A 24,274-nucleotide genomic window follows, 5' to 3' on the forward strand; every position below is an offset into this window, starting at 1 on the left:
GGCGGGCAAGCCTGTGCAGGCGCAAGTCGATCTGGCCATTGCCCGTAGCGCTGCAAACAATGCCGACCAGATGAACAGCGTGGCCTGGATATTGGTCATTCGCGACGCAGCCTTGCCTGCAGCGCTAGGGTTCGTGCGGTCGGCCCTGGACAAGGAGCCGCGCGCGGTGGCGTTTCTCGACACCTACGGTTTGGTTCTGCTTCGGCTCGGGCGCCACGCAGAAGCGGTGCAACAGTACGATGCCCTGCTGGCCATGCAGCCGGGTATGGCAGACTCCCGGTTCGCGCGCGGCATCGCCAAGCGCCGCCAGGGCCAGACTGCCGCTGGCGACGCCGATCTGGCGGCCGCGCGTGCAGTCAATCCCACCGTCGATGCGCTCTATGCCACCTACGGCATCACACCGTAAGCTGGCGCACCGAACTCCCCCAATGGCAGAGGTGCCAGGCTCCCGCGCGCGGTACACTCGCGGGAGCCTAATTCACAAGGAGTTGCCATGATCGACCGCCACACCGCCCACTACGTCCCGCTGGCTACCGCCCGCACCAAGGACGTGGTCAAGAACCTGCTCGCCCCCGGCGAGCGCCACAAGATCGACATCGTGCGCATCGGCGACCGCCACCAGCGCGCCGAAGTCGATGCCTGGATCGTCGCCGACGAAGACGGACCGGTGCACTTCTTCTACCAGGACGGCGTGGGCGGCCACGACGTGCAGTTCGGCTTTGCCGACGAGGTGCGCGAAGCCATCGACGAAGCGGAAACCGAAATCTAAGCAGTATCCTTAGCCCCGCCTTAATGGAGGTGGCGAAATAATGGCGGGCCTTTACCATTCATCTATCGGGAACCTCGTTTCCCATCCAAGATGACACGTAAAGGACCGCCATGAACCTCAACAAAACCCTGCTGCTGCCGCTGCTGGCCGCCTGCACCCTTCTTATTGCCGTGGCCAGCCAGGCTGCCGCGCCGCTGGTCAAGACCCAGGCGCCCGGCTATTACCGCACCATGCTGGGCGACTTCGAAATCACCGCCCTTTCCGATGGCAGCCACCCGTTCCCCATCGATACGGTGATGACCCATATCGAGGCGTCCATCATCAAGCAGGACCTGGCCAAGGCCGACCTGGCGCAGCCGGTGCAAGGCTCGATCAACGCCTTCCTGATCAACACCGGCAAGAAGCTGATCCTGGTCGATGCCGGCGCTGGGGTGCTGTACGGCGACTGCTGCAACAAGCTGCTGACCAACCTGCGCGCTGCCGGCTACCGGCCGGAGCAGGTAGACGAAGTGCTGCTCACCCACCTGCACAAGGACCACGCGGGCGGCATCATGTCGCAAGGGAAAGCCGTATTCCCCAACGCCGTGCTGCGCCTGTCGCAAACCGAATCGGACTACTGGCTGTCGGCATCCAACAAGGCCAAGGCGCCCGACTTCCTCTCGAGCTTTTTTGATGCCGCAAAGGCGGCCGTGGCGCCGTACCAGGCGGCACAACGCTACCAACCCTACAAGGAATTCGGGCCGCTCGATACCGGCATCGAAGCGCTGCCGGCGCCCGGCCACACGCCGGGCCACGCCATGTACCGCGTGCAGAGCGCCGGCCAGACGCTGCTGATCTGGGGCGATATTGTGCACGTCACAGCGATCCAGCTCGAACACCCCGAAGCGACCGTCAAGTACGACAGCAGCGAAGCCGACGCTGCCGCCACCCGCGCGCGCCTGCTGCAATCGCTGGCCAACGATCACACGCTGATTGGCGCCGCCCACATCGCCTTCCCCGGCCTGGGCCGCATCCGCCAGAACGGCAAAGCCTACGACTGGCTGCCGCTCAACTATGACGGCACGCCCGGCACCGTCAACTAACCGAGGAGATGCCCAGTATGAAACAGCCCAAGCAACCGCCAGCGCCATCGGAAAACCCGCCGGCAACGCCCGCCACGCCAGCGCAGCACCAGCAGGACGCCCTCGACGAAGCCCTGGCCGAATCGTTTCCGTCCAGCGACCCGATCGCCATCACCGTGACACGGGACGCCCCACCCAAACGTTAGCAATGGCCCTGCACTTTTGGCAGGAGCTTTTCAACAGTGCGATCACTACACTGGTTTCGTAGTCACCACTCACACACACCAAGGAGTCACAACATGGCAAACAGCAATCTCTCAGTCGACAGCGTCATCACCGAAGATGGCACCCGCATCCATTTCAAGGACTGGGGCACCGGCCCTGCCGTGGTATTCAGCCATGGCTGGCCGCTGCAAAGCGACGCCTGGGAAGACCAGATGATCTTCCTGGCCAGCAAAGGCTACCGCGTGATCGCTCATGACCGTCGCGGCCATGGCTTGTCGAGCCAGCCCTGGGGCGGCAATGACATGGACACCTACGCCGACGACCTGGCCACGCTGCTGAACGCCCTCGACATCAAGGAAGCCACGCTGGTGGGCCACTCCACCGGTGGCGGCGAGGTGGCGCGCTACATCGGCCGTCACGGCAGCGCCCGCGTCAAGAAGGCCGTGCTGGTGGGCGCCGTGCCGCCGCAAATGGTCAAGTCCGCAACCAACCCGGGCGGCTTGCCGATGGACGTGTTCGACGGCATCCGCGCCAGCGTGCTGGCCGACCGCTCGCAATTCTTCAAGGACCTGACCTTGCCGTTCTACGGCTACAACCGCCCCGGCGCCAAGGTATCGGAAGGCGTGCGCGATACGTTCTGGGCCCAGGGCATGCAATGCGGCATCAAGAGCGCGTATGACTGCATCAAGCAGTTCTCGGAAACCGACTTCACCGAAGACCTGAAAAAGATCGACGTGCCGGTGCTGGTGGTACACGGCAGCGACGACCAGATCGTGCCGATCGACGCCGCCGGCAAGGCCTCGGCCAAGATCATCAAGGATGCCAAGCTGGTGATTTACGAAGGCGCACCGCACGGCCTGCCTACCACCCACAAGGACAAGCTCAACGCCGATCTGCTGGAATTCCTGCAATCGTGATCACCCGATAGAGTTAATCAAAACCCTCCCCTGTTCAACTTTCTGCCTCACTCTTTCGGAGCTAAGCGCCATGGCGATCACGGTCCATAATGAATCGGCAGGCAGAAAGCATTTTTTAAAGGAAGCACATCATGAGCAAAGCAAACACCAAGGAAGTATTGCAGGATTTCGGTTCATTGACCGACGTGCGCATCGGCCTGTCGACCGAGACACGCGCCCACAGCGTGCGCGCCCTGAACCGCCTGCTGGCCCACACCATGGCCATCCGCGACGCCTACAAGAAAGCCCACTGGCAAGTGTCGGGCGCTACCTTCCACCAGTTGCACCTGTTGTTCGACCAGCACTACAACGAGCAGGTCGCCATCATGGACACCATCGCCGAGCGCGTGCAAACCCTGGGCGGCGTGACCTTCGCCCTGGCGCAGGACGTGGTGGAAGAATCGACCATTTCGCGCAACGCCCCGCGTGGCCGCGAAACGGCGGCAGCCCAGCTGTCCGGCCTGCTGGACGCCCATGAAACCATCCTGATCGAAGCCCGTCCGCTGGCGCGCGCTGCCGCCGACAACGGCGACGACGGCACCAACGACCTGATCATCAGCCAGGTTGTGCGCAGTAACGAGCTGCACAGCTGGTTCATCGGCGAACACCTGGCCGCGCAAACCCAGGCCGCCAGGTAGGCACGATGCCGGCGCCTGCAGACCTGGCGACGGACCAGTCGCTCGACAACGAGCAATTGTACCGTCGCTACCTGGCCGAAAAAGCCCGCCGCCTGCAGGCGGAAGAGGCGCTGCGGGAAACCGAGGAAGAACTGGCCAGGCTGGCGCGCATCTCGTCCATGGGCGAGTTTGCCGCCTCCCTGGCGCACGAGGTCAGCCAGCCGCTGGCGGCCATCGTGCTGCAGGCCGAAGTCGGACTGATGTCCCTGCAATCACAGAATACCGAGCGGGTGCGCGATGCGCTCCAGCTGATCCGCCACGCCGGCGCCACTGCGGCCGACGTAGTGCGCAGCATCCGCGGCATGTCCTGCCGCACCAATTCCGAACCCACCACGTTCGATCTCGATGAAGCGCTGCGTGAAGTGCTGCGCATGTTGCGCGCCGAATTCCACAAGCACGGCATCGAGGTCCACGACGCCCTGGCCCTGAACGGCCACCAGCTGTGCGCCGACCGCGTGCAGTTGCAGCAAGTGATGATGAACCTGGTCCTGAACGCCATCGAGGCGATGAAAGACGTCCACACCCGGCCGCGCCAGCTGCACGTGCGCTCGGTGCTGGCAGATATTGCCGGCACCGTGCGCATCAGCGTGGAAGACAACGGCGTGGGCGTGCCGGCCAAGCTGGCTGAACGCCTGTACCACCCGCTGTTTTCCACCAAGCCCGGCGGTACCGGACTGGGGCTGGCGATCTGCCGCACCATCGTCCAGGCCCATAACGGGCGTATCTGGTCCACCTCGCGCCAGCCGCATGGCGCCGCCTTTCACATCAGCCTCAAAGGACATCCCGGATGAACACTTATGCCGACGCCAACGCCGACCTTATTACCGTCCTGATCGCCGACGACCACCCGCTGATCCTGGCCGGCCTGGCCGCCCTGGTGGACGCCACGCCCGGCCTGACCCTGGTGGGGCAAGCCGATAACGGCGCGCGCGCGGTGGAACTGTACCGCCAGCATCGTCCGCAAGTGACCATCATGGACCTGAGCATGCCGGTGATGCACGGGCTGGAGGCCATCGGCCAGATCCTGGCGTTCGATGCGGCAGCCCGCATCGTCATCCTCACCACCTACCAGGGCGACGAAGACGTGCGCCGGGGCATGCGCGCGGGTGCACGCGGGTATTTACTCAAGGACAGCGGCCCGGAACAACTCGTGGCGTGCATCCACGCCGTGGCGCAAGGCCGCCAGTTTTTGCCGCCGGAAGTCGCCAGCAAGCTGGCCGAACGGACCGACGTGGCGCGCCTGTCGCCACGCGAACTGGAAATCCTGGCGCACCTGGCCACCGGCAAGAGCAACAAGATGATCGCCCGCAGCGCGGCCATCGAGGTGGGCACGGTGAAATTCCACGTCAACAATATTCTTGCCAAGCTCAACGTAGGAAGCCGCACCGAGGCCGCCACAGTGGCGTCCCGGCGCGGCTTGCTCAGCGCGTTCTGACTGCTTATTTTGCGGGGACCGGCGCCAGGGTTTTATGGTCCGGGTTGGCGCGCGAAGCGGCCTTGTGCACCATGGTGTAAGCGTAGTCCACGCCCATGCCGTAGGCGCCCGAGTGTTCCTTGACGATGGCCATCACGTCGTTATAGGTTTCCTTGTGGGCCCAGTCGCGCTGCCATTCCAGCAGAACTTGCTGCCAGGTCACCGGGATCACGCCGGCCTGCACCATGCGCAGCATGGCCATGTCGTGCGCTTCTTTCGACGTGCCGCCCGACGCATCGGACACCATGTAGATTTCGTAACCGCCTTCGAGCATGGCGCACAGGGCGAAAGTGGTATTGCACACCTCGGTCCACAGGCCCGACACGATCACTTTCTTTTTGCCGTTGGCAGCGAGTGCGTCGCGTACTTTCTGGTCGTCCCACGAGTTCATCGAGGTACGCTCCAGGATGTCCTTGCCGGGGAACACGTCCAGCAGTTCAGGGTAGGTGTGACCCGAGAACGATTCGGTCTCGACGGTGGTGATGGTGGTCGGGATATTGAAGACCTTGGCGGCCTTGGCCAGTGCAACGGTATTGTTTTTCAGAACCTGGCGGTCGATCGACTGCACGCCGAACGCCATTTGCGGCTGCTGGTCGATGAAGATCAGCTGCGAGTTTTGCGGGGTCAGGACTTCGAGTTTTGGGTTCATCATCATGCTTCCAGAGTGGTGTAAAAGAAGCTTCATATTAGGGACCGAAAAGACTCCACACCACTGCAATAAGATAGGCTCCACCATAGGGGGGACTCTGCTAAGCTGCGGCCATCCCATAGCCAACTTACCCACAGGAATCCGCCATGAGCATCGACGACACTGCGCAACGCGCCAAACTGACCGGCCTGGGCCGCGCCCTGCGCGACCTGCACAAGCAACTGATCCACATCGAGAGCCAGTATTTTGGCAATGTAGGCAGCCCGCTGGAACTGCTGCAACTGGTCACCAATCACCCCAACTTCGCCTGGCTGCAAAAAATGTCGGGCCTGATGGCGCAAATGGATGAGCGCCTTGACGATGAAGAACCGGTCACGGCCGAGGAAGCGGTGACCTTCCGGCGCGCCATCGAAGCGCTGATCGGCCCGTCCGAACAGGGCGACCTCGAGTTTCGCGCCAAGTACAACGCCATGCTGCACGACGGCCCGGAACTGGTGATGGCGCATGGCGCCGTGCGCAAGCAATTGTCCGAAATCGTCGCGGTATAAAGATATCCACACGTTTTGTGGATAAGCTTGTGAATAACCGCCACTTGACAGCCGGGAACGCCTTTAATGGCGGGCGTTTCAACAAAATGCTGAAACGGAAGGCAATATTTTAGGCGAATAAAATCAATGACTTACAGCGGGAGCCACGGGGCTCCCGTTTCTTTTTCAGCCTGCTTGAAAAATATTTTTGTGTGCATAAATACGGTGTATGAAACATCGGGCCTCGAAGTCTTTGACAAATCCGCACACGAGGAATAGTGTAACTCCGACGTTCGAAATTTCTTCCAAGAACTCGTTTCGGGATCGGTGCATGAATCAGAATGATGACGATACAGACTGGATGATCGACGACGGCGATGCTGGCGCCGACGAGGCGCACGCTGGCAGCAAGGAAGCGGCGGCCGCCCCGCTGCCGTGGAAGGTGCTGATCGTGGACGACGATGTCGATGTCCACGTGGTGACGAAATTTTCTCTGAGCAACGCCTGCTTCCGTGGCCGACGCCTCAGTTTCCTGCATGCCTACAGCGGCGAGGAAGCGCTGACCACGCTGCGCAATACCCCCGATATCGCACTGGTGCTGCTGGACGTGATCATGGAAACCAGCGATGCAGGGCTCAACGTCGCGCGGCAAATCCGCGACAGCCTGCACAACAGCCTGGTGCGCATCGTGCTGCGCACGGGCCAGCCGGGCCAGGCGCTCGAGCACAGCATCATCCTCGATTACGACATCAACGATTTCTGGTGCAAGACCGACCTGACCACCCGCAAGCTGTTTACCACCGTGATCTCGTCGCTGCGCGCCTACGCCGCCCTGCAGGAGGCGCAACAACACGCCAGCGCCCTGCAAGCCGAGCTGAACCATGCAAAACGGCTGTTGGGCGCTGTCGATCAGCACGCGGTGATCGCCGCGTTCGATGCGCGCGGCCGCATTGCCACTGTCAACGACAAGTTTTGCGCCAAGTTCCAGTTTGCCCGTCACGAGCTGGTGGGCGCCGACCTGCGCCTGCTGCACACCCCGCCCTATCCGCCCGACCAACTGGCCGACGCGCTGAGCGCGCTGCGCGCGGGCGAAACCTGGACCGACGTGGTGACCGCCTGGCGCCGCGACGGCCAGGAACTGCGGCTGCGGGTGACCGCCAGCGTGGTGGACGACCCGGCAGCACCGTACGTGGTGGTCGGCAGCGTGATGCAGCCCTTGAAGAAACCGCTTTGATCCGGCTCAGCGTCGCCGATGCTCGCTAACCATCGCTAAGTACAGGATTCTCAAGCGTTTTTTACGATATCCACAAGCTCTGTGGATATCTATGTGGATATCCCCCCATTGACAACGAAGCGCGCCTGTAACGGCGCGGGGTTCAACAAACTGCCCATCCAACAGGCAGTTTTTATCCCTATATAAATCAAGCACTTACGTTGATATATTTTTCGACACGAAAAATTTAAAAAATCATTCTTGCCATCATGATGTGTGCATAAGTAAACCTGCAACTAGTGGGTCGCTTGCCGCCGTTGCTCGGGATGGAGCAGCACCCGTTCGATGATTTGCGGCTGGACGTTGTGCGAGCGCAGGTATTCGATGGCACACACGGTGTTGAAGGTCGATTGCACGATGATGCCGCGCTCGACGATGGCGCTGCTGTGCTGGTCGCTACGCTGGTATTGTTGCTGCATCACCGGGGGAAAGTGCAAATCGTTCATCATGAGCCTCGCTAAAAAGATAGGGGTTTTGATTGAGATCAAGCGGATACGCTAGGGGAGTATGCGCGACCGTGCCGTAAAGTCAATGTCAGGCTCCTATCATTTCACAATTAAAATCTTACCCGGAATTGATGTGCGTGGACACGCAGCAACGACCGGGGTGATAATGCCAAGATGACGCCAGAATCACCACGCCCACAACCCAGTTCCCTCACCGACCTGTTCATTTCGTTCACCTTGCTGGCCTTGCAAGGCTTCGGCGGCGTGCTGGCCGTGGTCCAGCGCGAAATGGTCGAGCGCAAGCGCTGGCTCACCCAGGAAGAGTTCATCGAAGACTGGGCCGTGGCGCAGGTGATGCCCGGGCCTAACGTGGTCAACCTGTCGCTGATGATCGGCGACCGCTATTTCGGCCTGCGCGGCGCCATGGTGGCGCTGGCCGGCATGCTGACCCTGCCCTTGTTGCTGGTGCTGTGCCTGGCCGTGCTGCATTCGCACTACGCCAACCACCCGGGCGTGGCCGGCGCATTGCGCGGCATGGCGGCGGTGGCTGCCGGCCTGATCGCCGCCACGGGCGTCAAGCTCGCGTCCTCGCTGCGCGTGCACCCGCTGCCCGGCTGGTTCAGCGGCGCCGCCGCCGTGCTGTGCGTGGCGCTGCTGGTGGTGTTCAAGGTGCCGCTGGGGTGGACCCTGCTGCTGCTGGGCGGCGTGTGCGTGGGCCTCACCTACAGGATATTGAAACAGCGCAGCCTGAAAGCGGGCCATCTGATCAAGGAGCGGCCATGAGCGGCGCCCCGCTCCACATCGTCCTCAGCATGGCGGACTGGTGCAACCTGTTCGGTCACTACCTGCTGCTGTCGCTATTGTCGGTGGGCGGCGCGATTTCCACCACCACCGAGATGCACCGCTACCTGGTGCTCGAACAGGGCTGGCTCACGCAATCGCAGTTCAACGACTCGGTCGCCATCGCCCAGGCTTCGCCCGGTCCGAACGTGCTGTTCGTGGCGCTGATGGGCTGGAACGTGGGCCTCAATGCGGGCAGTTACGCTGCGGCGTTTGCCGGCGTGGCGGTGACCATGTTCGGCATCCTGATCCCCAGCACCACCCTCACCTACCTTGCCGCGCGCTGGGCCCGGCGCCACCGCGACAAGCTGGGCGTGCGCGCCTTCAAGCAGGGGATGGCGCCGGTGGTGGTGGGCCTGATGGTCTCGGTGGGCATTACGCTGGGCAGCGCGCACCGTGACTTCGCGCTCGACTGGCCGCTGTGGCTGCTGTCGGTGGTGGCCGGGGTGCTGATCTGGCGCACCCGCATCCACCTGCTGTGGCTGCTGGCGGCCGGCGCCTTGCTGGGCTGGTTCCAGCTGGTGTGATGCGCCGCTAGCGGCTGCGCGTCTGCGTGATGTTGAGCCGTTCGGCGTAGCGCACCAGGTCGGGCAGCGAGCGCGCGTGCATCTTGTCCATCAGGTTGCGCTTGTGGGTCTTGGCCATGATTTCGCTGATCCCCAGGTCGTTGGCGATCTGCTTGATCAAGAGGCCGCCGATCACCAGTTGCATCGCCTCGCGCTCGCGCGGGGTGAGCGTGGCATGGCGCCGGCGCAGCTCATCGAGCTCCTGGCGCTGCACCTGGCGCGCCGCCGCCACCACCAGCGCATCGCGCACCGCGCGCAGCAGGTCATCGGGCTCCACCGGCTTGGTCAGAAACTCCAGCGCGCCCGCCTTCATCGCCTGCACCGTCAGCGGGATCGAACCGTGGCCGGTGATGAAAATGATGGGCAGGTCGGCCCCCATGCGTTCCAGCTCGGCCGCCACGTCGAAGCCGCCCACCTCGGGCATGCGCATATCGAGCAGCAGGCACGCCGGCACGGCCGCCAGCGGCTGCGCAAAAAACGCGGCGGCCGAATCGTAGGCGTGCACCTGGTAGCCCTCCGAATCGAGCAGGTTGACAAACGACTGGCGCACCGATTCGTCGTCATCGACGACGTAGACTATTTGCTGCATGGTTTCCTGGTTCACGCTTGCTCCGGCAATCTGAAGACGATGCTGCAACCGTGCGGCTGGCGCGCGGTGGCGGCGATGCTGCCGCCATGGGCTTCGATGATGGAGCGGCAAATCGCCAGCCCCATGCCCATGCCATCATCCTTGGTGGTGTAATACGGTTCGAACATCTGGGCAGCGCTGGCGGCGTCGATGCCGCTGCCGGTGTCGTCCACCCGCACCGCCAGCTGGCCATCCTCCGACACCGTACTGATGGCCAAACTGCGTACTTGCCGTGGCACGGCGGCCATGGCGTCGATCGCGTTGACCACCACGTTGAGCAGCACCTGCTGCAATTGCACAGCGTCGCCCACCACCCAGCCGCTGCGCGCATGCAGCGCCAGTTCCAGCGGCACTTCCTGGCGTTCCAGTTCGCTGCGCGAGATGGAGACGATGTGACGGATGGTGTCGTGCAGGTCGAACGGCGCCTTTTCCTGAGTGCCCTTGCGGGTGAGCGCCCGCAGGCCGCGGATGATGCCGCCGGCGCGCTGGCTTTGCGCGGCAATTTCCTGCAGGCCGCTGCGCACCCGGTCCAGTTGCGGCGGATTGCGGTCGAGCCAGCGCAGGCTGGCGCCGGCGTTCGACGATATCGACATCAGCGGCTGATTGATTTCGTGGGCGATGGACGATGTCAACTGGCCGACCGTCGTCACGCGGGCTACCCGCGCCAGCTCGGCCTGGGCCTGGCGCAGCGAGTCTTCGGCCGCGCGGCGCGACGTGATGTCCACCGTGGTGCCGACAAAGACATCGCCGCCGGTGCCGGCCAGCGGTTCGCCCACGCAGCTCAGGTACCGCACGGTGCCATCGGGATCGACCACCCGGTAGTCCATGCCGTAGGCGCGGCGGTTGGCGATGGCATGGTCGAGGATGCGCTGCACGCGCGGCTGGTCGTCCGGGTGCAGCGCCTCGACAAAAATCGACAGCGGCATGGTGGGCTGCGCGTCGGCCAGGCCGAAGATGCGCGCCAGTTCCGGCGTGCCGTTGATGGTGGACTTGGACAGGTCCCAGGTCCAGCTGCCGCTGCGGTTGATCTGCTCCCCTTGCAGCATCATGGCGCGGCTTTCGCGCAGCGCCTGCTCGACTTCGCGCCGCTGCTGGTTTTCCGCCAGCAGTTCGGCGTACAGCGCCGCCGTCTCCAGCGACACCGCCGCCTGCGCGGCCAGCAGCAACAGCACCCGTTCCTGCTCGCCGGAGAAGGCGGCGGTGGCCAGGCGGTTCTCGAGGTACAACATGCCGACCAGGCGGCCCTGCCGCACCAGCGGGATGCAGATCGCGCCCGGTTCGGCATCGCGCGCCGGTTTGAGGGTGCGCATGGCGGTGTGCAATACCGTTAGAGGTAACCCTGGCTGCAGTTCGGTCGCCTCGCCGGACTGCGCCGCCAGTTCCACCTGCACGCCCTGGCCGGTGAGCACGGCGCTGGCCTGCAGCACTGGCGTTTCGCCGTCCATGCGCAGCAAGAGGCCCCGCTGGGCGCTGGCGTGCTCGAGCGCGATGGTCATCAGCACCCGCACCAGCGGCGCGGTTTCGATCTCCTCGGACAGTGCGCGCGCGGCGCGGATCACGCTGTCGATGTCGCGGATGTCCGCCGTTGCGACCAGCGCAACGGTGTCGTGTCCCGGATGCGGATGGCTGCTGTCGGCGCCAGCCTGCGGCCCTGTCCCCCACCGGGTCTCGAGCGCGGCGGCCCGCCCGGGCGCGCCGTAGCGGCGATAGGCAGCGGCAGCACCACGCACGTGCGCCTGGGCGCCGGTGGCATGGCCATGACGCCGGCACAGCGCTGCCGCCAGCTCGTGGGCAAAGGCCACGTAGTGATTGAAGCCCTGCGCCTGGGCATGGGCAATCGCGCTGTCGTACAAAGCCAGCGCGCCGAAACTGTCGTCCGCACGCTGGCGCAGCGCGGCTTGCGCCAGCAGGTGCTTGTCGGCGAAGGTGGCGGGGTTGGCTTCTGCCCATGCCGCCAGCTTCGCCACGTGGGCGGCGATGCGTGCCTCATGATCGTGGGCAGTATCGGCGCACAGCGCCAGCACGCTGAACAGGTGGTACTCCAGCAGGTGGATGTGCGCGGGCGCCGACCAGGCCAGCGCGTCCGCTGCGCGCAAACATGCCAGTGCCAGCGCATTGTCGCCGGCCAGGAATGCGGGGCCGGCCTGGTACACCCAGTGCCAGAAACGCAGCGTGGGCATGGTGCCCTCGTCCACCACGCCCTGCAGCAGCGGCGCATCGGGTACGCCGCGCAGGTGGTTGACGAAGTGCTGCTGCACCAGCAGGATCTTGTCCATGTCGCGGAATTCGAGCCTGCCGACGAACGCCCGCGCAGCGGCGATATCGGCAGCCACCGCGTCGAGCGGATCGCCGCGCGTGACCAGCATGCAGATGCGGTGGCAGTGTTCGAGGCTGGCCATGGTCAGGTCGCCCACCGCCAGCGCCGCCTCCAGGCCCGCCTGGGCGCAACCGAGCGCGTACGACAGCGGCTGGGTCCACACGCTGACCTGGTCGAGCGCCAGCAGCACCGGCGCCGCGTGGTAGCGGTAACCGTGGCGCTCCACCAGCGCCCGCGCGGCGGCCGCGTAGGCGTGCCCCTCGGCATAATCGCCATGACGCTCGGCCACCATCACACCGAGCCAGGCCAGCGCAATGGCGGTCTCGCCGCACATGCCGTGATCGAGGCTCACATCGAGCGTGTGGCACAGGTGCAGGAACAGCAGGCGCGGCGAGCTGAAACTGGTGGGCATCAACATGCCGGACAACAGCGCCAGCTGGACGCCGATGTCGGAGACGGCGCCGTGGTCGGCAGCCAGGTCCAGTTGTGGCAGCGCGTGCAGCGTGGCGCGCCAGTCCCCGTGCAGGCGCGCGCGCAGCGCTGCGTAGACCCGGTCGCATTCGGCATCGGTGGGGTGTTCCGGCATGTCGATGCCGAACGGTCGCAGGCCGTCCAGCGACAGCCGCACCGCTTCGGCATAATCGCCGCGCCGTACCGCAATCTCGGCCGCCAGCCGCAGCACCTGCCCCTGCAACCTGCGCTCCCACGGGCCGGCAAGCAGCACCGGCAGCATTGCCTGCGCGGCGTCCAGGTGGCCGCCGAAGCAGTGGCAGTGGGCGCGTTCGAGATCGGCGTCGAAGCGCAGGCGCTCGTCACCGTCCCCGCCGAGGGTGTGCGCCAATGCGAGATAGGACAGCGCCGATTCGTAGGCGCACGCGCGGCGCGCCTTGCGGCCGGCCAGCAACGCCGCCCGCGCCAGGTGCGGCCGCTCCTCACGCTGCAGCAGTCCGAGCGCCCGGGCCAGGTGATCGAGGGCGCCGAACAGCAGGTCGTCGCGGTTGGCGGCCAGCGCACGCTCGACCATCAGCCGCCCCAGCTGCGCGTGCAACTGCTCGCGGGTGGCGCGATCGAGGTCGGCGTAAGCCGCTTCCTGCAAGCGGTCGTGGGTAAACACGTAGCCGGACGATGCCGCCACCACCACGTCAGCGGTCATGGCTGGCGCCAGCAATGCAGCCAGCGCTTCCTCGCTGGCGCCGGCCAGTGCGCCAAGCAAGTCGGCGCCCTGCACCCGCCCCAGGCACGACAGCGCGCCGAGCACCTGGCGCGTGGCTGGCGGCAGTCGGGCCAGGCGCGCCAATGCCAGGTCGGCGACGTTGTCGGTGGAGCGCAGCGTGCCGATGGCAGCGAGGTCGAAGCGCCAGGCGCCGCTGGCAGCATCGCGCTGCGCCAGTCCTTCATCGACGATGGTTTGCACGAACTGGCGCACGAAATACGGGTTGCCGGCGGTTTTATGGTGCACCTGCGCCGCCAGCGCCCCGACCTGGGCGGCGGGAGTGGCCAGCGCTTCGGCCAGCATCGCTTCGATGGCGGCTGGCGCCAGCGGCGACAAGGCGATGTCCACCACGTGGCCGGCCAAGGCGCGCAGGCGTGCGGCGATGTCCGGTGGTGCGGCGATCGCGCCATTGGCCGACCCGGATAACGATGATGCCGGAGCACAGTCCTCGCTGCGGCTGGTCAGCACCAGCAGGAACGGCAGTTCGCAGGTGCGGGCGATCAGCGTTTCGAGCAGCGCCAGCGTGGCGGCGTCGAGCCACTGGACGTCGTCGATCATCATTACCAGCGGCCGCTCGGGCGCGGCAAACAGTTCGACCAGGCGCTGCACCGCCAGCGCCAGTCGGCCCGCCGATTCCGGCGCCACCGCAGCAGGCCCGGACGTGTCGGGCGCGACGTCGGTGCCGGCCAGTTGCGCCAGGCCGGCAGCCAGTTCCGGCGCCGATTCCAGCACCAGGTCGAGCACCGGCGCCAGCACTGTCGGATCGCGCTCCTGTACCTGGCGCAGCCGCTGGCGCCAGAATCCGGCGTCCGCGCCGCTGTGGCCCAGGATGCCCAGCAACAGGCTGCGCAACGCCTCGATCAGCGCCACGTAAGGCGCGGCGCCGCCAAACTGGTCCACCTTGGCGATGGCCACCGAGGCCGCGCGCAGTTGCGGGTCGCGCAAAAACTGCGCCACCAGGGCCGACTTGCCCACGCCCGACGGTCCGTGCACGAGCACCAGGGCGGCCGAACCGCCGTCGAACACGCGCCCGTAAGCGGCCAGCAGGTCGGTTGCAGCCTGGCCGCGTGCGTGCAGGCGCGCAGGGAACCGCACGGCTGGCGCACCCGCAAGTCCCAGCGCAAACGGCGCGATGGCGCCGTCACGCCGCCAGTCCTGCAGGCAGCGCTGCAAGTCGGTCGCCAGCGCCGCCGCGCCCTGGTAGCGGTCCTGCGGATCTTTCGCCAGCAGTTTCAGCAGCACTTGTGACAGCACCTGCGGCACCGTGCCGCCATCGGCAAACTGCGGCGGCGCCGGTTCGGACGCCAGGTGGGCGTGGATCCACTCGCCCGCGCTGGCCGGATGCGCCACGGCGAACGGCAGGCGGCCGGTAAGCAGTTCGTACAAGGTCACGCCCAGCGCATACAGGTCGCTGCGCGCATCGACCGCCAGCCGGCTGCGGCCGGTCTGCTCGGGCGCCATGTAGGCCGGCGTGCCGCGCACGGTACCGGGCGCCTCGGGTTCTGGACCGACTTCGGCTCCGGCTCCGAGTCCGGGTGCGGCTGCGGGCCGGGTAACGCCCGACAGCGAGGCCAGGCCGAAGCCACCGAGGCGGCAGCCGCCGGCCGGATCGATCAGAATGTTGGCGGGCTTGAGATTGCGGTGCAGCAGGCCGGCATCGTGCATGGCGCGCACGGCGCCGCAGATTTCCAGCGCCAGCACCAGGAAGGCGTCGACATCGCCAGCGACGTCGATCTGCGTGGCCGGCACATCGCCGTGGTCGGGGTACAGCAGCGCCATCGCGCCGTGGCGCCAGGCGATGCCCTGCGGCGGCCGCGCCCAGGCCGGAGACAGGCGCTCGCGCAGCGCATATTCGTTATTCAGGTAATGGACCGCCTCGGCGGCATGCGCGGTCGAGGCGGCGGTGGCGATCAGGATGGTACGGCCGGCAGCGTCAGCGCCGCGCAGCGTGGCCAGCACGCCGTCCCGGGACAGCTGCGCAAAGCTGGCGCCGGCCAGGTCGGCGTTGGCGACGGTATGGCTGGCGCCAGGCGTGGAGGAAGGTGGAGGCTCGGTCGGTTCGGAAGTCATGACGGTGGAGGATGGCCGACCAGCGCCTGGTCGATCAGCGCCAGCAGGCGGTCGACATCGATCGGCTTGTGCAGCAGCGCGATGGCGCCCGCCCGCGCCGCCAGCGCTTCCATGCCGCTGTCGGCATGGCCGCTGATGAATACCATGGGCAAGTCGAGGTTCATGGAGGACAACCGCTGCTGCAGCTCGAAACCACTCATGCCGCCCAGCTTGACGTCCACCACGGCGAAGTCCACGCCGTCGAGCTGGCCATAGGCCAGGCAGGCTTCGCCCGAGTCAAAGCACAGCGGCGTGTAGTCGGCCGACGTGAGCAGGTTGTCGAGTGCCTGGCGGACGGACGCATCGTCGTCCACCACGCAGATAAGCGCAGGCGCCGGAATGGCCGCCGCGCCAGCAGGCAAGTTGTCGTTATTCATCATGGTGGGTTTTATCTCTCCGAACCCCATCTTAGCGTCCGCGCGAGACCGCCGGCAGTATCTCAAGGTATACCCGCCGGTGCCTGCCCCTGCATGATGCGACAATAATGTCATGGTGTTACTTGTTCTGGTAGCCGCCGTAATACTTCACCGGGCTCCAGTCGGGCTTGACCTCGAGTGCCTTGGGCGCCAGTTGCTGGAACTGCTCGCCGGCGTACACCACCTTGCCGTTGACGATGGTCAGCGCGCTTTCCAGGTGCTTGATCTGCTCGACGTCCATGCTGAAGTAATCATGCGGCAGGATCACCAGGTCGGCGTACTGGCCCTTGGCCAGCGTGCCCTTGAGCTTTTCTTCGCCACTCATCCAGGCGCTGCCCTGGGTCATCAGTTTCAGGGCCTGGTAGCGGCTCAGCACGTCCTGTGGCTGCCAAAGCTTCAAGCCGCCGGCGGTCTTGCCGGTCACCGCCCAGTAGATCGACGGCCACGGACCGTAGCTGCTCACGCGGGTGCCGTCGGTGCCGAGGCCCACCGGAATTTTCATTTCCAGCATCTTCTTGATCGGCGGCATCTGGCGGGTCTGGGCGCCGTACTGCTTCCAGTAATGTTCGCCCTGGAAGTACATGCGGTTTTGCACGGCGATGCCGCCGCCCAGCGCTTTTACACGCTTCAGCTGCTTGTCGCTGATGGTCTCGGCATGGTCGAAGAACCAGCGCAGGCCGTTCAGCGGCAGGTCCTTGTTGACTTTTTCGATCACGGCCAGGTCGCGGTCGATGCTCTCGTCGTACGTGGCGTGGATGCGGAACGGCCAGCGGTTCTTGATCAACAGGCGCAGCACGGGCTCGAGTTCGCCTTCCATTTCGTGCGGCATGTCGGGACGCGGCTCGAGGAAGTTCTCGAAATCGGCCGCGCTCCACACCAGGTTTTCGCCGCCGCCCTCGGTGTTGTAGCCGTTGGCGTAAAACAGGTGTTCATTCTTGTCGGGCTTGGTTTGCGTGAGCCAGCGCTGGTAGTCTTCCAGCTCCTTGCCCGGCTTTTGCGCGAACAGGTAATACGATGTGCGCACCGTCAGCTTGCCATCTTTGGCCAGCTCCAGGCTCACGGCGTAATCGTCGGGATAGGCCTGGCCGCCGCCGCCGGCGTCGATCGCACTGGTCAGACCCAGGCGATTGAGGTCGCGGTAGTACTGGATGGTGGAATTGAGCTGTTGTTCGCGCGGCAGCACGGTGGTCCTGGCCAACGTGGTGTACAGGATCATGGCGTTCGGCTTGGCGATCAGCTTGCCGGTGGGCTTGCCGTCGGCGCCCACTTCCACCACGCCGTCCTTGAACCTGGTCTCGGCCGTGTAGCCGAGCGTCTCGATGCCTTTTTTATTCAGGAAACCGAGGGCGTAAAGGTACAGCAGGAAGACCGGCTTGTCCGGTACCGCTTCGTTGATTTCTTCCAGCGTGGGCAGGCGTTTTTCCTCGAACTGGAATTCGTTCCAGCCGCCTACCACCTTGATCCAGGCGCCGTCGGGCGTGCGCGCAGCCTGCTCCTTGAGCATTTGCATGGCTTTTTTCAGCGACGTCACGCCGTCCCAGCGCAGCTCGGCGTTGTAGTTAAGGCCTTCGCGGATGATATGGAGGTGCGAGTCGTTCAGGCCGGGAATCACGGTCTTGCCGTCGGCGTCGATGACTTGCGTGTCGGCGGTCTTGAGTTTCAGGACGCTGGCATTGCTGCCCACGGCGGTGATCTTGCCGTCCTTCATGGCCACGGCCTGGGCAAACGCGCCCTCCCTGGTCATGGTGGCGACCTTGCCGTTGGTGATGATCAGGTCGGTGGCATGGGCCGACAAGGTGGCCAGCAGAGATGCGGCAAACGCGAGCTGCGTCAATTTCATTGTGTTACTCCTAAAAAAATGGACTGCCGCGACGCGATGTCGCAACAGTCCAGATCAGTGCAATGAAATCGAGCCAGCCCAGCGGTTACCGTTGGGACCGGCCGGTTTCAATTACTCCTTGATCGCTTCGATGGCGAGGGTCAGGGTGACTTCGTCGCCGACATTCGGTGCGTATTTACCGGCGTTGAACTCGGTGCGCTTGATTTTGGCAGTGGCGTTGGCGCCGCAAGCCATTTTCTTCATCATCGGGTGATCGGCACAGTGGAAGTTCGTCACGGTCAGGGTGACTGGCTTGGTGATGCCCTTGATGGTCAGGTTGCCGTCGATGGTCGATGGCACGTCACCCTTGAAGTTGACCTTGGTCGACTTGTAGGTAATGGTCGGGAACTTGCCCGTGTCCAGGAAATCTTCGCCCTGGATGTGGCCGTCGAACAGCTTCGAGCCGGTATCGACCGACTTGGTGTCGATGGTCGCTTCCACCGAGCCGGTCTTGGCAGCGCGGTCCACCGTGAACTTGGCGGTAGTATTGTTGAAGCGGCTGGTCTGCATCGAGTAACCGAAGTGGCTGTAGCTGAAGCTCGAGAACGTGTGGTTGGCATCGGAGGTAAAGGTTTCCGGTGCGGCAAATGCGGACATCGAGATACCAGCGGCAACCAGCAGGGCAAAGATTTTTTTCATTGTCAGACTCCAGTGTGTGGGAACAGTGAGACGTGCGACCGGTCCGGGATTCCGGCAAAGTCCATGTCTCGGGTGGCAATGATTATGCTCTGCACTATTGATGTTGTAAAACGAAAAATTTGCCTCGTTACTATCGAGAAAATCGATCATAAGCAGCGGTTACGTTCAATCTGCTGCACAGGTGGGAATAATACTGGGGGATGGGAGGGAGGGGAATCTGTCGGAAGGATGAGGTTTACCTAACCTTGCGGTTCAATCATCCTGCTGCGGCCGACGGCTGCCTGATCAGGCATTCCGCAGGGATGCCAAGACCTTCATGCAGGCGCCAGATCATCGCCAGTGTTAATGGTCGGGTGCCATTCAAAATCTCGTACACCCGGTTCAAGCGGCCGATCATCGGCTGCAGATCCTTGGGCGTCAGGCCTTGCTGCTCCATCCTGAACTTGATCGCATCGATGGGGCTTGGCGAATCCATGGGGAAGTGCCTGGCTTCATAGGCTACAACGAGCGTCGCCAACACATCAAGTCGGTCACCTTCCGGTGTTCCCGGCTCGGCGGACATCAGTCCGTCGATCTCTTGCAAGGCTGCCGCGTGGTCCGCAGCGTTCCTGATAGGTTTGATTTCCACTTTGAACCTCATTCAGATTGTCTGCGCATCAATCGCGTCATACTGCTTATGTGTGCCGATGAATTTGATAAACAAAATGCCGTGCGGATAATTGATCGAGGTGACGAGTCGATACTTGTTTCCCGCGATATTGAAGACGACACGTCCATTTTTCAAAATGATGGCTGTTCCGAAGTCGGCCTTGACCTCTGCCGGTGATGACCAGCTCGCTTTAAGAACAAAACCATACCAAGCTGTCAGGGGAATCTTCGCATCCCTACAGGCTGGCTGCTCATAGAACGACTTAATCGTCTGGAGAGAAAGTATCCGCATGAATCGCATGCTAGTCCCGTTTTGGGACTATCGCAAGCAATTCATGCATCGTTTGTCGCAGCATTGCGCCGGGCAAATCGAATTGCCTCCGCGGCCAGATTCAACTTGAGGAAGGACCTGCCTCTCAGGGTATCAGGCCGCAGCCGCAATCTTGCTCGCCGGCCTGGAAGGCGCCGGATGCAGGATGCTTTCCAGCAGTTGCTGCTCCAGCGCCGCAAACGCTGCGTTGCCACGGGCGCGGGGACGTGGCAGGTCCACTTTCAGGTCGAGGGTAATGCGGCCTTCTTCGATCAGCACCACGCGGTCGGCCAGCGCCAGCGCTTCCTGCACGTCGTGGGTGACCAGCACCGCCGTAAAACCACGCGCCAGCCACAGGCTTTCGATCAATTGCTGCATTTCGATGCGGGTGAGCGCATCGAGCGCACCGAGGGGTTCGTCGAGCAGCAGCAACTGCGGTTCGTGCAGCAGCGCGCGCGCCAGGGCCACGCGCTGGCGCTGGCCGCCCGACAGTTCGGCGGGCCAGTCGTTGGCGCGTTCGCCCAGGCCCACGGTAGACAGCGTGGCAGCGGCCGCGTTCAGCGAGCGTGGTAATCCCAGCGCGACGTTTTCCAGCACCGTCTTCCACGGCAGCAGCCGCGCTTCCTGGAACATGATGCGGATGCTCGTACCGATGGCGCCCTGGCCCACCGCGATGGTGCCCTGCTCCACCGTCTCCAGCCCGGCGATGGCGCGCAGCAGCGTGCTCTTGCCGCAGCCGCTGCGGCCCACCACCGCGACGAACTCGCCAGGCTTCAGTTGCAACCCGATGTCGTGCAGCACCGCGCGCTCGCCGAACGATTTGCTCAGACCGTCGAGCGACAGCGACACGCCCTGGCGTCGCGCCGGTGGCCGGTTGGCGTCGGCCGCCGACAGCGACGCCAGGTTTTCGCGGGCCAATCCGCCCATATCGAACAAGTTGGTGGAAATATTCATACGGTTTACTCCAGTTCAAGATCGATTAGCGGTAGGCCGGATTCCAGCGCAGGAAGCGCTTTTCCATGCCGCGCGAGGCCAGGTCGGCAGCCTTGCCCAGCAGCGCGTACAGCAATATTCCCACCAGCACCACGTCGGTTTGCAGGAATTCGCGCGCGTTCATGGTCATGTAGCCGATGCCCGCCTGCGCCGAAATGGTCTCGGCCACGATCAGCAGCACCCACACCAGCCCGAGCGAAAACCGTACACCAACCAGTATCGACGGCAGCGCCGCTGGCAGGATCACGTCGCGGTACAACGGCCAGCCGGACAGGCCATAGCTGCGCGCCATCTCGATCAGGCCCTGGTCGGCCGAGCGGATGCCGTGGAAGGTGTTCAGGTATACCGGGAAGAACACGCCGACCGCCAGCAGGAACAGCTTGGCCGTTTCGTCGATGCCGAACCACAGGATCACCAGCGGGATCAGCGCCAGCGCCGGGATGTTGCGCACCATTTGCAGCGTGGTGTCGAGCAGCGTTTCGGCGCGACGAAAACTCCCCGTCAGCAGGCCAAGTAGCAGCCCGAGACCGGCACCAATGGCAAAGCCCGACGCCGCGCGCCACAGGCTGGTGCGCAAGTGCACCCATAGCTCGCCCGACACAGCCAGCACCCAGAAGGCCTTGGCCACCGCCCACGGCTCGGGCAGGATGCGGCTCGACAGCCATCCCGCCTGCGAGGCCCCCTGCCATAGCACGATCAGCGTGACGGGCAGTATCCATGGCGCGAGCGCGCTGGGCGCCTGGTTCTTTGCTGGTGCCATTACGCCGCCTTCTTCGGGATGATGTCGCTGGCCATGATCTCGCCGAACGGACCGCTGAGCGACTGGGCGCCGGCCGCCTTGCCCTTCCCTAGCAACGGGAACACCAGCTCGGCGAAACGGTAAGATTCTTCCAGGTGCGGATAGCCGGAAAAGATAAAGGTCTCGATGCCGAGGTCCGCGTATTCCTGGATGCGGGCGACGACCGTCTCGGCGTCGCCTACCAGCGCCGTGCCGGCGCCGCCACGCACCAGGCCCACGCCGGCCCACAGGTTGGGCGAGACTTCCAGCTTGTCGCGGCGGCCGCCGTGCAGCGCTGCCATGCGCTGCTGGCCCACCGAATCCATCTTGCCGAAGGCTTTCTGGGCCTTGGCGATGGTCTCGTCGTCGAGGTGGCTGATCAGTTCATCGGCTGCGCGCCACGCTTGCTCGCTGGTGTCGCGCACGATCACGTGCAGGCGGATGCCGAATTTGACGGTGCGCCCATGCCTGGCTGCGCGCGCGCGGATGTCGGCGATTTTTTCGGCCACTGCCGCCGGCGGTTCGCCCCAGGTGAGGTACACGTCCATCTGCTCGGCTGCCAGCGCGTGCGCAGGTTCCGACGAGCCGCCGAAATACAGCGGCGGATACGGCTTTTGCACCGCAGGATAAAGGGTCTTGGATCCCTTGACCTGGATATGCTTGCCCTCGAAGTCGTAGCCGGCGTCACCGCCCTCACCGGCCAGCGACGCGCGCCACACGCGGATGAATTCGTCGGAAATCTCGTAGCGCTTGGCGTGGTCGGCAAACAGCCCATCGGCTTCCAGTTCGCCCTGGTTACCGCCGGTGACCACGTTGATCAGGAGGCGGCCGTTCGACAGGCGGTCGAACGTGGCGGCCATGCGCACCGCCAGTCCCGGCGTGGTCAGTCCGGGACGGATGGCGACGAGGAACTTGAGCTTTTGCGTGACCGAGATCAGCGACGACGCCACCACCCACGCATCCTCGCACGAGCGTCCGGTGGGCAGCAGCACGCCGTCGTAGCCGAGCGTGTCGGCAGCGACTGCGCACTGCTTGAGGTAGTCGGCATCGACCGCTCGCGCGCCCTTGGTGGTGCCAAGATAGCGGCTGTCGCCGTGGGTGGGGATGAACCAGAAGATATTCAACGACATGATGTAATCCTTTATTTCCTGGCCAGCTGGCTGGCGCCGAGCTGCGCATCCTTGACCGCGATCGGCTTCGGAATCAGTTTTAGATTGGCGAAAGCGTCGGCCACCTTCTGCTGCTGTTCCAGCACGCCGGAGGTAATCGGTTTGACGCCGTAGGGGTAGCGCGACGCAGCCAGCGCCACGATATCGGTTTCCAGGCCGGTCTGGGTGGAGAGAATGGCGGCGACTTCCTTCGGATGCGCCGCACCCCATTCATCGACCTTGGCGATTTCCTCGAGCACGATGCGCACGGTGTCCTGGTTCTTTTCGGCGTAGGGCCGCGCGGCCAGGTAGAACTGGTAGTTGTTGACCAGCCCCTTGCCGTCGGCCAGCAAGCGCGCACCGATCTGCTTCTCGGCGGCGGCCAGGAACGGATCCCAGATCACCCACGCATCGACGCTGCCACGCTCGAACGCGGCGCGCGCATCGGCTGGCGGCAGGTAGATCACCTGTACGTCCTGGTAGGCGACACCCGCTTTTTCCAGCGCTTTGACCAATAGGTAGTGGACATTGGACCCCTTGTTCAGGACGATCTTCTTGCCCTTGAGGTCGGCCACGCTGCGCACGGTCGAGGACTTCGGCACGACGATCGCCTCGCTGGACGGCGACGGCGGCTCGTTGCCGACATACACCAGGTTGGCGCCGGCGGCCTGGGCGAAAATCGGCGGCGCCTCGCCCACGGTGCCGAAATCGACACTGCCCACGTTCAGGCCTTCGAGCAGTTGCGGCCCGGCCGGAAATTCGGTCCACTTGACGGTGACGTTTTTACTGGCCAGGCGCTGCTCCAGCGTGCCACGGCCCTTGAGCAGGGTGAGCGTGCCGTATTTCTGATAGCCGATACGGATTTCCTGCCTGCCCTGCGCGGTATTGGCTTGCGCCAGCGACGGCACGTGCGCGCTGGCGCCCAGCACGCCGGCCGCGATCAGCAAGCCCAGGGTGCGGCGCCGCGTGGTGCGTTGCTGCGAACGGCTGTTGGCGGAGCCGGTGGCCTCGGTGGCGTTGACGATTTTGATGGTTTGGGTGGTCATGTGGAAGCCCTCTCAGCGCGCCAGGCGGATCGGTGCGACCGGCGCCACGAACGACGCCTGCGCGAGTTGCTCCAGCCAAGACTTGTGCCCGTGCAGCGCGGCAGCCAGTCCCTCCACGCCGGCCTGCACACGCCAGGCGATGGCCTGATCGACCGCCAGGCCGCTGCCCTCGTTCCACACCAGCTGCGACGACGTGGCGTAGATCCCGGCCAGCACGTGGCGCGCGTCGAGTGCGTGCAGCACAGGGCGCAGCGCGTAGTCCAGCGCCAGCATGTGCGACTGGCTGCCGCCGGTGGCCAGCGGCAGCACCAGCTTGCCGGCCAGGCCGTCCTGCGGCAGCAGGTCGAGGAAGGCTTTCAATAGTCCCGTGTACGACGCCTTGTAGACCGGGGTGGCGATGATGACGGCGTCGGCGTCGGCCACGGCAGCGATGGCGCGCTTGATGGCCAGGTCCGAGGTCTCGGCCTGCAAGAGCGCGTGGGCCGGCAGTTCGCGTACCTGCACCTTGGTGTAGCGGTGGCCAGGGCGAATGTCACCCAACCTCTCTGCCAGTTTCTCGGCCACGTGGTCCAGCAAACGGCCGGTGCTCGATACCGCAGCCGGGCTGCCGCCTAAAAGAAGAATGCTCATGGTGCTATCCCCGTCAATTGTTTGTGCCGGCCAGAATAGAACCGTCCCGTTGAAATC

At 64.4% G+C, this 24,274-nt stretch carries 25 protein-coding genes and 1 pseudogene; 12 read left to right on the forward strand and 14 right to left on the reverse strand.

From position 1 onward, the window contains the following. The 8 genes and pseudogenes from DUPY_RS28320 to DUPY_RS05460 all read left to right on the forward strand — a co-directional run. Positions 1-406: pseudogene (locus DUPY_RS28320) on the forward strand (hypothetical protein); the annotation flags it as partial. A gap of 87 nt (positions 407-493) precedes the next feature. Further along, a complete protein-coding gene (locus DUPY_RS05435) occupies positions 494-769 on the forward strand; it encodes a hypothetical protein (RefSeq protein WP_070246817.1) in 276 nt (91 codons plus the stop codon). Between the two features lie 110 nt (positions 770-879). Beyond that, positions 880-1,851, forward strand: a complete 972-nt coding sequence (locus tag DUPY_RS05440; protein ID WP_070246818.1) for an MBL fold metallo-hydrolase — start codon at positions 880-882, stop codon at positions 1,849-1,851. 17 nt (positions 1,852-1,868) lie between these two features. Then, positions 1,869-2,036 carry a hypothetical protein gene (locus DUPY_RS28325; RefSeq protein WP_167359033.1) on the forward strand — a complete coding sequence of 56 codons (168 nt, stop codon included), beginning with the start codon at positions 1,869-1,871 and terminating at the stop codon, positions 2,034-2,036. Between the two features lie 93 nt (positions 2,037-2,129). Then, a complete protein-coding gene (locus DUPY_RS05445) occupies positions 2,130-2,972 on the forward strand; it encodes an alpha/beta fold hydrolase (protein WP_070246819.1) in 843 nt (280 codons plus the stop codon). A 131-nt stretch (positions 2,973-3,103) separates the two neighbouring features. Then, on the forward strand, positions 3,104-3,649 hold the full coding sequence (locus tag DUPY_RS05450) for a Dps family protein (RefSeq protein WP_070246820.1): 546 nt from the start codon (positions 3,104-3,106) through the stop codon (positions 3,647-3,649). A 5-nt stretch (positions 3,650-3,654) separates the two neighbouring features. Further along, entirely contained in the window at positions 3,655-4,479 is an 825-nt protein-coding gene (locus tag DUPY_RS05455) for a sensor histidine kinase (RefSeq protein WP_070246821.1), read from the forward strand. Then, positions 4,476-5,123, forward strand: a complete 648-nt coding sequence (locus tag DUPY_RS05460; RefSeq protein ID WP_070246822.1) for a response regulator — start codon at positions 4,476-4,478, stop codon at positions 5,121-5,123. Before DUPY_RS05455 ends, DUPY_RS05460 begins: the two co-directional genes overlap by 4 nt. Positions 5,124-5,127: 4 nt before the next feature. On the opposite strand, the gene DUPY_RS05465 is transcribed toward DUPY_RS05460, so the two are convergent. Then, complete coding sequence (locus DUPY_RS05465; protein ID WP_019922489.1) at positions 5,128-5,814, reverse strand: hydrolase; 687 nt, start codon at positions 5,812-5,814, stop codon at positions 5,128-5,130. 143 nt (positions 5,815-5,957) lie between these two features. Between DUPY_RS05465 and DUPY_RS05470 the strand changes: the two genes are divergently transcribed. Next, positions 5,958-6,359: a hypothetical protein gene (locus tag DUPY_RS05470; RefSeq protein WP_070246823.1), complete on the forward strand. Its 402-nt coding sequence runs from the start codon at positions 5,958-5,960 to the stop codon at positions 6,357-6,359. Positions 6,360-6,669: 310 nt separating this feature from the next. Next, the gene (locus DUPY_RS05475) at positions 6,670-7,572 is read left to right on the forward strand and encodes a PAS domain-containing protein (protein WP_070246824.1); all 903 of its coding nucleotides are present in this window, start codon (positions 6,670-6,672) and stop codon (positions 7,570-7,572) included. A gap of 275 nt (positions 7,573-7,847) precedes the next feature. Here DUPY_RS05475 and DUPY_RS05480 read toward each other — a convergent pair whose 3' ends face one another. Continuing rightward, entirely contained in the window at positions 7,848-8,060 is a 213-nt protein-coding gene (locus tag DUPY_RS05480; protein WP_229255248.1) for a hypothetical protein, read from the reverse strand. Positions 8,061-8,231: 171 nt separating this feature from the next. Between DUPY_RS05480 and DUPY_RS05485 the strand changes: the two genes are divergently transcribed. Together DUPY_RS05485 and DUPY_RS05490 are read left to right on the forward strand one after the other, a co-directional pair. After that, the gene (locus DUPY_RS05485) at positions 8,232-8,840 is read left to right on the forward strand and encodes a chromate transporter (RefSeq protein WP_070246825.1); all 609 of its coding nucleotides are present in this window, start codon (positions 8,232-8,234) and stop codon (positions 8,838-8,840) included. After that, on the forward strand, positions 8,837-9,424 hold the full coding sequence (locus DUPY_RS05490; protein WP_070246826.1) for a chromate transporter: 588 nt from the start codon (positions 8,837-8,839) through the stop codon (positions 9,422-9,424). Before DUPY_RS05485 ends, DUPY_RS05490 begins: the two co-directional genes overlap by 4 nt. A gap of 7 nt (positions 9,425-9,431) precedes the next feature. Here the strand turns inward: DUPY_RS05490 and DUPY_RS05495 are convergent, their stop codons facing one another. The 12 genes from DUPY_RS05495 to ssuE form a co-directional block, all read right to left on the reverse strand. After that, on the reverse strand, positions 9,432-10,067 hold the full coding sequence (locus tag DUPY_RS05495) for a response regulator transcription factor (RefSeq protein ID WP_307188186.1): 636 nt from the start codon (positions 10,065-10,067) through the stop codon (positions 9,432-9,434). After that, positions 10,064-15,691, reverse strand: coding sequence for an ATP-binding sensor histidine kinase (locus DUPY_RS05500; RefSeq protein ID WP_070246827.1), 5,628 nt, complete (start codon positions 15,689-15,691; stop codon positions 10,064-10,066). The genes DUPY_RS05495 and DUPY_RS05500 overlap by 4 nt, the downstream gene beginning before the upstream one ends. After that, positions 15,688-16,110, reverse strand: a complete 423-nt coding sequence (locus DUPY_RS05505; RefSeq protein WP_167359034.1) for a response regulator transcription factor — start codon at positions 16,108-16,110, stop codon at positions 15,688-15,690. The genes DUPY_RS05500 and DUPY_RS05505 overlap by 4 nt, the downstream gene beginning before the upstream one ends. A gap of 115 nt (positions 16,111-16,225) precedes the next feature. Further along, positions 16,226-17,986 carry an amidohydrolase gene (locus tag DUPY_RS05510; RefSeq protein ID WP_070246828.1) on the reverse strand — a complete coding sequence of 587 codons (1,761 nt, stop codon included), beginning with the start codon at positions 17,984-17,986 and terminating at the stop codon, positions 16,226-16,228. A gap of 111 nt (positions 17,987-18,097) precedes the next feature. Next, a complete protein-coding gene (locus tag DUPY_RS05515) occupies positions 18,098-18,664 on the reverse strand; it encodes a YceI family protein (RefSeq protein WP_070246829.1) in 567 nt (188 codons plus the stop codon). A gap of 256 nt (positions 18,665-18,920) precedes the next feature. Further along, positions 18,921-19,292 (reverse strand): helix-turn-helix domain-containing protein, encoded by a 372-nt coding sequence (locus tag DUPY_RS05520; protein WP_070246856.1) that lies wholly within the window; start codon positions 19,290-19,292, stop codon positions 18,921-18,923. Positions 19,293-19,304: 12 nt separating this feature from the next. Beyond that, positions 19,305-19,604 carry a type II toxin-antitoxin system HigB family toxin gene (locus DUPY_RS05525; protein ID WP_070246857.1) on the reverse strand — a complete coding sequence of 100 codons (300 nt, stop codon included), beginning with the start codon at positions 19,602-19,604 and terminating at the stop codon, positions 19,305-19,307. A 132-nt stretch (positions 19,605-19,736) separates the two neighbouring features. Continuing rightward, positions 19,737-20,576: an ATP-binding cassette domain-containing protein gene (locus tag DUPY_RS05530; RefSeq protein WP_070246830.1), complete on the reverse strand. Its 840-nt coding sequence runs from the start codon at positions 20,574-20,576 to the stop codon at positions 19,737-19,739. Between the two features lie 25 nt (positions 20,577-20,601). Then, positions 20,602-21,375, reverse strand: coding sequence for an aliphatic sulfonate ABC transporter permease SsuC (gene ssuC, locus DUPY_RS05535; RefSeq protein ID WP_070246831.1), 774 nt, complete (start codon positions 21,373-21,375; stop codon positions 20,602-20,604). After that, on the reverse strand, positions 21,375-22,517 hold the full coding sequence (gene ssuD / locus DUPY_RS05540; protein ID WP_208600004.1) for an FMNH2-dependent alkanesulfonate monooxygenase: 1,143 nt from the start codon (positions 22,515-22,517) through the stop codon (positions 21,375-21,377). The genes ssuC and ssuD overlap by 1 nt, the downstream gene beginning before the upstream one ends. Before the next feature lie 17 nt (positions 22,518-22,534). Continuing rightward, entirely contained in the window at positions 22,535-23,587 is a 1,053-nt protein-coding gene (locus DUPY_RS05545; protein ID WP_208600003.1) for a sulfonate ABC transporter substrate-binding protein, read from the reverse strand. A gap of 12 nt (positions 23,588-23,599) precedes the next feature. After that, positions 23,600-24,217, reverse strand: a complete 618-nt coding sequence (ssuE, locus tag DUPY_RS05550; RefSeq protein ID WP_070246833.1) for an NADPH-dependent FMN reductase — start codon at positions 24,215-24,217, stop codon at positions 23,600-23,602. Positions 24,218-24,274 lie beyond the last annotated feature (57 nt).

Origin of the sequence: Duganella phyllosphaerae (assembly GCF_001758785.1) — a bacterium.
Lineage (GTDB): Bacteria > Pseudomonadota > Gammaproteobacteria > Burkholderiales > Burkholderiaceae_D > Rugamonas > Rugamonas phyllosphaerae.

Coding starts and splice junctions, on each gene's coding strand:
- DUPY_RS05435 (WP_070246817.1), top strand. CDS start 494: ATGATCGACCGCCACACCGCCCACTACGTCCCGCTGGCTACCGCCCGC.
- DUPY_RS05440 (WP_070246818.1), top strand. CDS start 880: ATGAACCTCAACAAAACCCTGCTGCTGCCGCTGCTGGCCGCCTGCACC.
- DUPY_RS28325 (WP_167359033.1), top strand. CDS start 1,869: ATGAAACAGCCCAAGCAACCGCCAGCGCCATCGGAAAACCCGCCGGCA.
- DUPY_RS05445 (WP_070246819.1), top strand. CDS start 2,130: ATGGCAAACAGCAATCTCTCAGTCGACAGCGTCATCACCGAAGATGGC.
- DUPY_RS05450 (WP_070246820.1), top strand. CDS start 3,104: ATGAGCAAAGCAAACACCAAGGAAGTATTGCAGGATTTCGGTTCATTG.
- DUPY_RS05455 (WP_070246821.1), top strand. CDS start 3,655: ATGCCGGCGCCTGCAGACCTGGCGACGGACCAGTCGCTCGACAACGAG.
- DUPY_RS05460 (WP_070246822.1), top strand. CDS start 4,476: ATGAACACTTATGCCGACGCCAACGCCGACCTTATTACCGTCCTGATC.
- DUPY_RS05465 (WP_019922489.1), bottom strand. CDS start 5,814: ATGATGAACCCAAAACTCGAAGTCCTGACCCCGCAAAACTCGCAGCTG.
- DUPY_RS05470 (WP_070246823.1), top strand. CDS start 5,958: ATGAGCATCGACGACACTGCGCAACGCGCCAAACTGACCGGCCTGGGC.
- DUPY_RS05475 (WP_070246824.1), top strand. CDS start 6,670: ATGAATCAGAATGATGACGATACAGACTGGATGATCGACGACGGCGAT.
- DUPY_RS05480 (WP_229255248.1), bottom strand. CDS start 8,060: ATGATGAACGATTTGCACTTTCCCCCGGTGATGCAGCAACAATACCAG.
- DUPY_RS05485 (WP_070246825.1), top strand. CDS start 8,232: ATGACGCCAGAATCACCACGCCCACAACCCAGTTCCCTCACCGACCTG.
- DUPY_RS05490 (WP_070246826.1), top strand. CDS start 8,837: ATGAGCGGCGCCCCGCTCCACATCGTCCTCAGCATGGCGGACTGGTGC.
- DUPY_RS05500 (WP_070246827.1), bottom strand. CDS start 15,691: ATGACTTCCGAACCGACCGAGCCTCCACCTTCCTCCACGCCTGGCGCC.
- DUPY_RS05505 (WP_167359034.1), bottom strand. CDS start 16,110: ATGATGAATAACGACAACTTGCCTGCTGGCGCGGCGGCCATTCCGGCG.
- DUPY_RS05510 (WP_070246828.1), bottom strand. CDS start 17,986: ATGAAATTGACGCAGCTCGCGTTTGCCGCATCTCTGCTGGCCACCTTG.
- DUPY_RS05515 (WP_070246829.1), bottom strand. CDS start 18,664: ATGAAAAAAATCTTTGCCCTGCTGGTTGCCGCTGGTATCTCGATGTCC.
- DUPY_RS05525 (WP_070246857.1), bottom strand. CDS start 19,604: ATGCGGATACTTTCTCTCCAGACGATTAAGTCGTTCTATGAGCAGCCA.
- DUPY_RS05530 (WP_070246830.1), bottom strand. CDS start 20,576: ATGAATATTTCCACCAACTTGTTCGATATGGGCGGATTGGCCCGCGAA.
- ssuC (WP_070246831.1), bottom strand. CDS start 21,375: ATGGCACCAGCAAAGAACCAGGCGCCCAGCGCGCTCGCGCCATGGATA.
- DUPY_RS05545 (WP_208600003.1), bottom strand. CDS start 23,587: ATGACCACCCAAACCATCAAAATCGTCAACGCCACCGAGGCCACCGGC.
- ssuE (WP_070246833.1), bottom strand. CDS start 24,217: ATGAGCATTCTTCTTTTAGGCGGCAGCCCGGCTGCGGTATCGAGCACC.